We start from the raw sequence: 11,692 nt of genomic DNA, 5'->3' as shown, positions 1-11,692 counted from the left end.
CCTTGCACGCTTGGTGGCAGGGCAGCCCGACCGCAAGGCGCTGAGATGCTTCACTCCGTTCACCATGACATTGTTTAGTTGGCTTCAATGTTCAATGACCGCCCAGGAAATCCGCTCCGCTTCTGATCCCGGGCTACAAGCCGCTAAACACATTCCCTCACCCGCCACAGGATCGCTGTGGTACTCATTTGCATCTTGTTTCGCTTCTGCCTACGTTCACACATGGAAATCACACATCCATACACATCGGATGAACACGATATACAATGTCTTCCTCAACACAACGCCGACTGCGCGCCTGGCACGTGGCCGCACTTATGCTATGTGTAGCCGTGGGCGGCCTTATTTTGTACGGCTTCTGGCCGCGTTTAACCGGGGAAGCCTCTGCCGAGGATGACCGCCCCGATGCCGAGGATGTCGCCTCCTCGGTGGCACAAGTCGATGTCATTGACGTGGAGCGCATGGACTTTCCTGTGCGCACGGAGGCGACCGGACGCCTGGCGCCGTGGCAAACGGCCATTGTAAGCGCCGAAGTGGGCGGGGTGGTGCAAGAACGCATGGTCGAAGAAGGGCAATCGGTAGCAGCGGACGGACTTATTGTCCGCATCGATGATCGCGATTCGCGCATTGAACTGGCCGAGGCTGAGGCCGAACTGATGCAGGCGCGCGCCGAGTACGCGGTCGAAACGAGCGGCGATGCGCTGCGCGCCCAAGCCAATCCGCCCGATACCACCGCCGTTGCCGAGGCCCGCACTGCCCTCGAAGCAGCCGAAGCTCAGTTTGATGCGGGCACCCTGTCTCGCAAAGAATTGCAGCGCGTGCGTCGCCAGTTTGAGGTCGCCCAGATTCGGGCCGGCCTGAATCGTGAAGATGTGCAAGCCGCTACGTACGGACTCACCCAAGCCGAACAGCGGGTGGAGCGAGCCCGTCTGCAACTCGAACGCACGCACGTCACGGCTCCGTTTGGCGGACGCATCGCCGACCTGGAAACCGAGGTGGGGCAGCGCGTGGGGGCGGGCGAGCCCGTAGCAACCGTGCTCGATGACCGCCGCATGAAAGTGACGGTGCATGTCCTCGAAGAAGATCTGGTACACATCCAAGAAGGGGCTACTGCGCATGTGCATGTGGCTGCGCTCCAATCGGAGGACCAGCCCATAGAAGGCACTGTGTACGCCGTAAATCCGCGCATTGACGACGAACGCGGTACCGGGCGCGTTACCGTGTCGATCCCCAACCCCGACGGTACGCTGATGGCGGGGCTCTATGCTACCATCCGCCTCGAAACGCACCGCCTCTCCGATCGACTGGTTGTGCCGACTGATGCGGTGCTGGTGCGTCAAGGTCGCGATCTGGTGTTTGTTGTACAAGACGATCGCGCGCAGTGGACTTATGTGGAGCTGGGTGAGCGCTCGGGCGACTTTGTGGAAATCACCGATGGCCTACAGCCGGGTGATCTTGTGACGGTGGATGGCCACTTTGCATTAGCCCACGACGCTCCGGTAGAAGCCAGCGAGCCGGAATCAATCGCCATGCCGTAGCGCGGTGCCCTTATGAACCCCTTGCCCCTCGTTTCTGCCCTGTGACCTATGAAATCGTTCATTCGCCGCTGCATTGATCGTCCGGTGAGCGTGAGCGCGGTATGCATTCTTGTGGCCGTGCTGGCCGCAGCGGCTATCATTCGATTGCCGGTAGCCCTGCTGCCTGATCTGGGCTACCCCTCGCTTACCGTGTGGACGCCCTATCCCGATGTGCCGCCCGAACGGGTCGAGCGCGGCGTTACTGAACGCATTGAGGAGGCGGTGGCGGGCACGCAGGGCCTGCAGCGCGTAACCGGACGCAGTCAACTCGGCGGAAGTCTAGTGGAGCTGCGCTTCGGGTGGAACGCCGACCTGGATCTGGCGCTGCTAGAGGTACGCGAGGAAATCGACCGGCTGGGCAATGCCCTCCCCGATGCTGCCGAACGGCCCGTGGTGCTGCGTGTGGACCCGAGTGAGCGTCCCATTATGATGATTGCACTGCACGGCACGTCAGCCAACAGGGCAGACACGCAGCCGGTGGCGTCGGGAGACGACCGTACGGGGTGGCAAGACCTGGCACATCTCCGCCAAATTGGACGCGAGGTGGTCGCACGGCGCCTCGAACAGCTCGCGGGGGTGGCTCGCGTGCGCACCACCGGCGGGCATGAGCGGCAAGTAGATATCAATATGGATGCAGAGCGCTTGGCCCGGTATGGGCTGGGCGTGGGGGAGGTGGCACAGGCCCTGCGCGATGCCAACGCGGCCCTGTCGGGCGGTACCATCCGACGCGGACCGTTCCGATATGCGGTGGAGATAAGCGGCGAGTTCGAAACGCCCGCCGACATCGAGGAAACCGTGATCACACGCATTGGCGATGCCCCCATCCGTCTGCGCGATGTGGCCGAGGTGCGCCCCTCCGTTGAAGAGCGCCGCGGACTCGTGCGCCTGGATGGACGCGAGTCGCTCTTGCTGCTCGTCGAACGCACGCCCGACGCCAACACCGTGCAAACCGCCGAGGAGGTGCGCGAAGCCCTGGGGCCACTTCAAGACGAGCTCGCGGGTACCGAAATGAGCGTGGTAGTCGATGAAAGCACCTTCATCGAGGAGGCCATTGGTGGCGTTACGCAGGCGGTGCTTTTGGGCGGACTCCTGGCCATTCTGGTGCTGTTCGGCTTTCTGCGGCGCTCGCGGGCGCTGCTGGCTGTGGGCATCGCCATTCCTCTGTCGCTCGGCCTTACGCTCATCGGATTCGAGCTGCTGGGCATCACCTTCAACCTGATTGCCCTGAGCGGGCTGGCGCTGGGGGTAGGGCTGCTGGTGGATAACGCTATCATTGTCGTCGAAAACATCACACGGCTGCGCGAGGCCGGGCGCTCGGCCATCGAAGCCGCTTACGAGGGCACCGCCGAGGTGGCCGGAGCCATTGCCGCCAGCACCCTTACCACCATCGCAGTGTTTCTGCCCATCACGTTTGTGGAGGGCCTGGCCGGACGCCTGTTCCGCGATCAATCGATGGCGGTGGTGGTAGCCCTCATCGCGTCGTTGCTGGTGGCGCTGGCCGTGGTGCCGGTCATCATGAGTCGCGAGCGCAGCGCCCCCGCCTCCTCGCAAGGCTTCGGACTGCAGCCGCTGCTGCAGGGCTACGAAGGCGGCTTGCAGTGGTGCCTCGATCGTCCCAAGCGCGTGCTTGGCGGTGCCCTCTTGCTGTTGGTGGGAGCCGGACTCCTGGCGATCATGCTGCCGCGCGAGGTGGTGCCCGCTGCCGATCAAGGCCGGGTGGAGGCGCATCTGACCCTTGAATCCGGCGCCGATCTGCCCTTTGTAAGCGAGCGCGCCGCCCGCGTAGAAGAGGCCGCCCGCGAACAGGACCTGGCCGAGCACATCCTGGCCGACCTGGGCGAACGCACCGATGCCCGTCTCGAACTCGACCCGCGCCCCCCCTACGAAGGCGATCTCACGTTCATCCTGCCCGATGATGTGGATGCCCCCACGGCCACGGCCCGGCTCGAAGCTCTGGACCTGCCCAATGACATGACCATGGATGTGCGTCCGGCCCAAACTCAGCTAGAGGCGCTGCTAGTGGCAGGGGGCGCCGATTTGCACATCGACCTGGTAGCCGATGAGGAGCGTCCGCCCGAGCCCGTCATTGAGGAAGCGCTGGCTGCCCTCCGCGCGGAGTCTGCTCTCACGGGCGTGCAGCGCGCCGAGGCGCAAGACGTACCAGGCTATCGGCTGACGTTTCGGCGGGATAACCTGGCCCGCTTTGGTGTGACGCCCCGACAGGTAGGCGACCAGCTAGAGGCTGCCGCGCGCGGCCACCGGGCCACCGAACTGCGTCAGATTGGCGAAGAGGTGCCCATTATGGTGCGTCACCAGCAGGCGCGCTCCATTGAGGCGCTGCTAAGCCAGCGGATTCCCACCTCGGGCGGACTGCTCCCGCTGCATCGGTTTGTGGAGGCGGAGCGCATTGCGCTGCCCGCTGGTTTGCTGCGCACCGACCAGACGCCTGTTGCTCGCCTCAATGCGGGCATCGCTGCAGAAGCCGACCTGCGAAGTGCTCTCGATGCCATCGACACCGCATTAACACCGGTGCTTGCTGATGTGCCCCGCGCTCGGCATCAGATTGGTGGGGCCAGCACGGCCTTTCGTGACGGGCTTGTGGCCATGGGGTGGAGCCTGCTCCTCAGCCTCCTGCTTGTTTATCTTATCCTGACGGCCCAGTTTGAGCGTCTGCTGCAGCCCTTTGTGATCCTGGCTACCGTACCGTTGGCGGCGGCAGGGGTGGCCCTGGTGCTAGGTGGTACCGGACAAACGATCAATCTGATGAGCCTCACCGGATGTGTGGTACTGGTTGGCATTGTCGTGAACGATGCCATCATCAAGGTGGACTTTATCAACCAGCGGCTGGCGCGGGGCCTGCCCCTCCGCGAGGCCATCACCGACGCCGGAAAAGCGCGCGTCCGCCCGATTCTGATGACCACCGTGACGACAGCACTCGGCTTGCTGCCGCTGGCGCTTGGACTGGGCGCAGGTGCCGAGTTGCGGGCTCCCCTGGCCATTGCTATTGTAGGCGGCCTGCTCAGCGCCACCGTGCTTACGCTCTTTGTAGTGCCGGTGTTGGTGCAAAGCGTGGCGCGCGTGTCATGGTTTGGAGATGCGTAGAGCATGACAGATAGGACGCGCAATCAGCACTTTCTATCATAACAAACTCTGCTCAACCTGACAACGAACTACCAAGGTAGTATTAATTGAAGTGTAGGGATACAATTGGCCAGCACTAACGACCTCGTGCAAAAATACACATAGCAACAAACTATTATGTCCGCCTCCTTTTGCCGATCCACGATTCTCGCTACAGTACGCAACCTGCTCATCGGGGGGGTGCTTATGCTCGTGGGCACGACCTCTGCATCTGCAGCCGCGCCGCAAGACAGCGTCACCGTCACTTTTGAAGTAGTGGTGCCTGAAGATACACCCGAAGAAGATTCCGTTTTTTGGAGCAGCTCGCTCAACAGTTGGGACCCTGGAGCGGATGCGACTGGCTTTGGTGCCCAGGATGAATCCATGCCGTTAGAACAGATTGCCGACCACACTTGGCAGATTGACGTATCTGCGCCTGCCGGGGAGGAAGTGCAGTATAACTACACACGGGGAACGATCTTTCGGGTGGAGGGCGCGCCCGACTATACGCATCCCGAACTGCGAACTGCTGAATTCGATGCGCCCAAGACCATCCGCGACACGGTAGCCGTGTGGCGCGATCAGCCACCGCCCGAGCTAGCTGATCAGTGGCCACGTGTTGACCTTACGCCTGCCGAGGTCAAACTTGTGAGCGGCGAGACGCCTGTTTCCCAACGAGGGACCTTCCTACAGCCGCTGGATGCAATGCAGCCGTTTCTTGACCTCCCGCCAGAAGCTACGGCCATCCGGGCACTGCCCGAGGGCGTAAGTGATCCGGTGATCTACCCGCAGCGCATGGCACGATCTGGCACTGGGATCCCGGATTACCTGCTCATCATCGCCGATCAGCGGGATGAGGAACAGTGGGATGTGTACATCGACCTGGAGCGCGACCGTCAATTTACAGAAGACCACCGTGTATTTACACTCGAATCGGATACGTCGGAAGCGGAATGGACAGGCACCGTGCCTCTCACCGAAAACGAGGTGGCACTGGCACAACGCGACTCGGTTGAAATCACCCTGCGGCGTATTGTTGAGGTGCCTGAGCAGATTAAGCAGCAAGTGGGCGAGGATATGCCTACTTTCACAATCCAAACGCCGTATAATCATCGCGTAGGTGCGATCAACAGTGACACACTTGCCGTGTCAGCGCCGTGGGGCGCCCGCTTCAGCAACTTCTTTTATGTGACCATAGACCGCGATGGCGATGGTACAACAGACATCGGGTCGGGCTCGAACGAGGTGGCCATGCTTGATCGCCAAAGCATGTTTAGCCAGCAGCGTTATTTTATGACGCCCACATTCAAGCTCGGAGATGCATGGTGGCAAGTCGCAGACCTTGATCCTACCGGCACCGAACTCATGCTACGTCCGGCAGAGCCCGAAACCGAACAGATGGCCATTCGCGAAGGAGGGCCTGCGCCCGACTGGGAGGCTACCACGCTTGATGGTACGCCTATGAGCGGTGATGCGCTCGAAGGCCAGTATGTGCTGCTCGACTTCTGGGGAAGCTGGTGCGCACCATGCATCACCGCACTGCCCAAGCTGGCCGATGCCTACGACCAATTTGGAGGTGAGCAGTTCGAGATTGTTGGGTTTGCGTATGAGCCCAAATCCTCCCTCCGCCAAACGATGGAGGAGTACGATATCACCTGGCCGCAGGTGCTCGATGAGGACGGCTCGTACGGCGATCAGTTTGCGGTGCGCGGCTATCCCACGTATTATTTGGTGGGTCCGGATGGTACCATTGTGGCCACAGGAAGCGACCTACGTGGCGACAGTCTTGTGGAAACGCTGGAGTCGTTCCTTGAGTGAACTTCGGCGTGTCGCAAAGAGCGTCCAAGAGGATACATCAGCCCGTGACACTAGAACGCTGGTGCTTCCTGAACGCCCAATACACGTGTCTCACCAAGTGGCCTACTTCTGAATAAACACCTGATCAAACCCCTGTTGCCCCCACACGGCCTTCACCTATGATCACAACGGTTATCCACATGCTGAAGCGCCCCGTTGCCATCATGGCGTGGGCAGTGGCCCTTCTTTTGGCCGGAAGCTGGGCGGCTACCGAGGTGCCGTTGGAGTGGGTGCCTCAGGTGGAACTGCCTGTTGTGAACGTGAGTGCCTCGTGGCCCGGCGCCTCGCCCCGTGCGATGGAACGCTACGTGACCGCCCCCATCGAACGGGCGGGGCAGGCCGTAGAGGGCACCGCCCACGTCGAAAGCCTCTCGCAGGAAGGGCAAACCACCGTCACGCTGGAGGTCGACGAGTCGGTCGACCTGGGTCCGTACGTGGCACGGCTGAATGAAGAGTTGGCGCTTGTGCGGCAGGACCTGCCCGACCGCGTTACCCCGCGCCTCACGAAGCAAATCCCCGAAGAACTACGCGATGAGCAAGGCTTTATCACACTCCAACTGGTGGGCCCGCAGCCACCTGGCACGTTGCGCCGCTGGGCCGACGACCACCTCTCGCCTCGCCTGCAAGGACTGCCCGGCGTAGCCGACGTAACGGTGCGCGGCGGTACCGAACGCGAGTTGCTCGTGCGCCTCGATCCCGATCGATTGGCCACCTATGGCCTCTCGCCCGGCGCCATTCAAGGACACCTAGCCGAGGCCTTTCGGGATAACGTGTACGGACGCCTGCGCGGTGGCGGCGAGTCAGCCCTACTGCTTAGCCCGGCTGAAGGATCGGTCGACGTCCTACGCAGGCTCATCGTAAGCAACGATTTAGGCACACCCGTCCGCCTCGGCGACATCGCTCGCGTGCAGCGCGGGCCGGCCCCCCGACGCTCCATCAGCCGCATCGACGGACAGCCCGTCGTTACGCTTACCCTCGACCGCGCCCCGGCCAGCCACATGCTCGATGTGGCAAGCGCTGTCGAAGACGAACTCGACCGCCTCGAACCCCAGCTCCCCGAAGACGCCCGGCTGCTCATTGCCGACGACCGCAGCGAGTCGGTGCGCGCTGAGTTGCGTGACTTAACGTGGCGCGGCGGGCTTGGTCTCGTGCTGGTCGCGCTCGTGCTGCTCATGATGCTGCGGAGTGTACGGGCCGTGGCGGTGGTCATGTTTAGCGTAGCGGTGGCCCTGGCCGTAGGCATTGCCTTGATGGGACCACTTGGGCTTACGCTGAATCTGCTCACGCTGGCCGGTCTAGTCCTGGTGTTTGGGATCCTGGTAGACAACAGCGTGGTGATGGTCGAGCAACTCATGCTGCAACGCGACCGGCTGTCCGTGCGCGGCCATACAGGACTGGACCTGGAAGCTGCCGCCACGCAGGCCTCCTTACGCGCCGTGTGGCTTCCGCTCGTGGGGGGCACCTGTACCACCATGGCCGTAATGGCCCCGCTGGTGTACCTCAGTGGCGACCTACGCACCCTGTTTTTGCCGTTTGGAATGCTCACGGCCATCACCCTCGCAGCCTCACTGATTACCGCCGCCATAGTGGTGCCCGTTATGAGCCGCTGGCTGCCCCCACCCGAGCCCGGCTGGCGTCTCCCTCGCTGGATGCGGGCCACCATCCACGCCCCCTTTCGCTGGGCCGCCCGCTTCCCCACATCCACTGCTCTCGTACTGCTGCTCACCCTGGGCACCCCGCTCTGGCTGCTGCCCACGCACATTGACGCCACCGAAGACGAAACCAGTCCACAGGCCCGATGGGCTGGGCTCTACAACGCCACACTGGGCCATGACACCGTGCAAGACCTGCGCGAGTGGACCGACCCGGCCCTCGGAGGCGTACTGCGTCCGTTCTTTCAGAATACCGACTTTGGTGATCAGTGGGACTTTGACACCACGCCAGAGGTGCGCGTCAACCTGGGCTTTCCGCCGGGCAACCCCATCCACCGGGCCGACTCGCTCATGCAGCGGTTCGAACAGAAAGCCCTTGCCTCCGAATCCGTTGAGCGCACCATCACGCGCATCAGCGACCGCAATGCCTCGCTCCGCGTGCAATTTTACGATGGCACACTGGATACCGCCGAGCCGTACCTGGTGCGCGAACGACTCATCCAGGAGGCCGTGCTGCTGGCCGGTATTCGCGTATCCGTGGGTGGGCTCCTGCCGCAAGGCTACTTCAGCGGCGTAGGGGGCATGGCCTCTGGGTTTACGGTGGAGGCGCACGGATCCAACTACGATGACCTGGAACAGCTCACCGAGCGGTTCGCCGAGCGCCTGAAGGCTGGAAGCCGCCGTGTCGCTGAGGTCAACACCAACGCGGGCCGGTTTGGACGACAGCAGCCGCGCGAGGTGCTGCATCTTGACTGGCGTGCCAACGCCATGGCCCGTACCGGCATTGGCGCACAGCGCCTAGCCACCGAACTTCGCCCCTTACTCTCAACACGCTTCCCCGCCCTTTTTGCCGACGTTGCCGACGAAACGCACCTTCCTGTCCGCATCAAAGTGGCCGATGCCGATGCCATTGACATTGCTTCGTTCATAGATCGCCCGCTCCCCATCACCGACTCGGTAGAGGTAAAGCTCAAAAGCGTATCTACCTACGACGTGCAGGAAGTGCCCAGTCAGATTGAGCGCGAAAATCAGCAGTACAAACGATACATTCGCGTCGATTATCGGGGCCCCCATCGCATGGGCAGCGAGTACCTCGATGAGATGCTCGAAGGCTTTCAAACGCCGCCCGGCTATCGTATTGAGCGCGGCGAAGGGGCATTTTTCTTCACCGAGGACACCCAGGATGCCTTTCTATGGGTGCTTGCGGCCACACTGCTCCTCATCCTGCTGGTGACGGCGTTCGTGTTTGAGTCGTGGCGCCTGCCTGCGCTGGTGCTGATCAGCCTGCCGATGGCATTTATCGGACTAGCTGCGGGCTTCTGGTGGGCCGACGTAGCCTTTGCCGAGGGGGCCTTCATTGGGACTGTACTGCTGGTGGGGCTGGCGGCCAACGATGCCATTTTGCTGACCGACCGCTACCGGCAGTTGCGCACCACCCGTCCGCATGGCCGTCCCGATGTGCAGATCCGGCTGGCTGTGCGCGAGCGCCTGCGTCCAATGTGGACCACCACCATCTCGACGTGTGTTGCGATGCTTCCGCTGTTGGTCTTTCCTGCTGACAATGAGTTCTGGGTCGGTCTGGCTGTTACGGTTACAAGTGGACTTTTGGCAGTTACGCTGCTGGCGCCGCTAGCCACGGTGGCGGTGCTGTCGCTTCCTGAACGCTGGCGCCGCTCATCGGCTTAAAATCCTTTTTCCTACAACCATAACTGCGATGAAAACAAGTAACTCGAACACGTTTATTCACGCCCTCATCGGAGCAGCTGTAACTTTTGTACTCTCGTTCAGTGGCATTTCGCCGATCCTTGGCGGGGCGATAGCCGGCTATCTGGAGAAAAAAGACGGCTGGTACATCGGTGCTATCTCAGGGGCCATGGCGACGGTACCCATCCTGCTGGCCGTGCTGTTTGTCGGGTTTGTCATCGCCGGTTTTTTGACGGCCATCGCCGAAGGGATGGCTGGAATCCTGGTCGTCCTCGCGTTCCTGGGGATGGTGCTTTTCGTTGCTGGATTTGTGATCGCCCTGAGCGCGCTGGGCGGGTTTCTAGGGGTAAAAATGCGCGAGGACCTTGGGTAATGCTGTCGTACAGCGGGCTTCAATGATCGCCGGGGACGCAAGCGGTCCCCGGCGATCTGCAAGGCCAATGCTATGGACACTTACTTCTCCAGTCCAGGCGAACGGTTCAGGAACTCGTCGTACAGGTTTGTGTGGCGCGACTCAATCGGCACGTCGTAGCCGCCAATGAACAGCCGCTCGATTTGTGTGGCCGGCTCAAAGGGGTCGCCATTCGCAATGAACAGATTGGCTTGCTTGCCCACCTCGATCGACCCGAGTTGATCGTCTACTCCCAAAATGCGAGCAGGGGTGATGGTGACGGCTTCTAGCGCCGCATCCGCATCCATACCATGAGCCACGGCAAAGCCGGCATGGAACGGCAGGTTGCGCACGTTGCTGTCTTCGCCGGTTCGCAAGGCCACCTCAACGCCTGCAGCGTGCAAGCGTCCGGCATTCGCATAGGGCGTCTCGTAGCGGTCGGATTGGCGGGAGGGCAACGCGATTACCGGACCCGTAATCACAGGTACACCGGCGTCGGCAATCTCATCAGCTACGCGCCAGCCTTCGGCTACGCCACTAAGCACCACCTGATCGAGCACATCGCGCTCCTCGGCCCAGGCCAGTGCATCCAGGATGTCGGCAGCCTTGTCAACCTTCAACAGAATGGGCATCTCTCCTTGAACAACAGGTTGCATTGCTTCATAAGCCGGGGCGTACTCGGCAAAATGTCCGGGCTCGGCCTCGTCCTGACGCGCCTGAATACGATCGTACAGCACGGCATCGTCCCAGAGCTCGTTCAGCTCGTCGAGGGCCTCCTCGGCATCGCTCTCGATCTCATCCTCTGAGCGCGTATCGCTGGTGCCCTGGCGCCCAGTTGAAGGAAAGCTAAGCACCATGTGCTTCACGCCGCCCATGTGCATCTGCTCGGGCGTGTATCCAAGCAGATCGATAAGCGCAGCCTGACCGGGCCATTGCCCGCCGCTCGGCTCCGTAATAACCGTTGTTACGCCGTTGAGACGGGTGACCGGGATCGCCACGGAGTTGGGGTTCACTGCGGTGAGCGCATCCATGTGAGGTGTAAGCGACCCGATTTCATTGTCATCCATGGTTTCAGAAAGCGAGGTGACCTCAACCAGTCCGAGTCGCGTACCGCCATCAATCATGCCCGGATACACAGAATCTCCGTTGGCATCGTGCACGGACACATCGTCGGGGATGTCAATGTCAGCTCCCACCGCAGCGATGGTGTCCGCCCGAATAACAACGGTGCCATTGTCAATCACCCCATTGGTTACAGTTACGATGCGGGCGTTGGTGATGGCCACATCCACGTCGTACGACGGTGCCGTTTGAGCCACGCTGTCAGAGGGCACCAAGAGCGCTATAAGGAGCAGGAACGAAGCAATACGCATAAAAGACATAAGCAGCAA

6 protein-coding genes are annotated in these 11,692 nt (G+C 61.6%); 5 read left to right on the top strand and 1 reads right to left on the bottom strand.

What is annotated here, in order from left to right:
- Positions 1-266: 266 nt before the first annotated feature.
- From ACZ5AL_RS06705 to ACZ5AL_RS06685, 5 genes are all read left to right on the top strand, one after another.
- A complete protein-coding gene (locus ACZ5AL_RS06705; protein ID WP_464513034.1) occupies positions 267-1,538 on the top strand; it encodes an efflux RND transporter periplasmic adaptor subunit in 1,272 nt (423 codons plus the stop codon).
- 48 nt (positions 1,539-1,586) lie between these two features.
- Complete coding sequence (locus ACZ5AL_RS06700; protein ID WP_464513033.1) at positions 1,587-4,679, top strand: efflux RND transporter permease subunit; 3,093 nt, start codon at positions 1,587-1,589, stop codon at positions 4,677-4,679.
- A gap of 156 nt (positions 4,680-4,835) precedes the next feature.
- Entirely contained in the window at positions 4,836-6,515 is a 1,680-nt protein-coding gene (locus ACZ5AL_RS06695; protein WP_464513031.1) for a redoxin domain-containing protein, read from the top strand.
- A gap of 158 nt (positions 6,516-6,673) precedes the next feature.
- Positions 6,674-9,892 (top strand): efflux RND transporter permease subunit, encoded by a 3,219-nt coding sequence (locus tag ACZ5AL_RS06690; RefSeq protein WP_464513030.1) that lies wholly within the window; start codon positions 6,674-6,676, stop codon positions 9,890-9,892.
- Between the two features lie 28 nt (positions 9,893-9,920).
- Positions 9,921-10,283, top strand: coding sequence for a DUF5518 domain-containing protein (locus ACZ5AL_RS06685; RefSeq protein ID WP_464513028.1), 363 nt, complete (start codon positions 9,921-9,923; stop codon positions 10,281-10,283).
- Between the two features lie 80 nt (positions 10,284-10,363).
- Here ACZ5AL_RS06685 and ACZ5AL_RS06680 read toward each other — a convergent pair whose 3' ends face one another.
- Complete coding sequence (locus ACZ5AL_RS06680; protein ID WP_464513027.1) at positions 10,364-11,674, bottom strand: amidohydrolase family protein; 1,311 nt, start codon at positions 11,672-11,674, stop codon at positions 10,364-10,366.
- Positions 11,675-11,692: the final 18 nt, after the last annotated feature.

Source organism: Natronotalea proteinilytica, from assembly GCF_055379935.1.
This window is presented reverse-complemented; position numbering and strand designations above follow the sequence as displayed.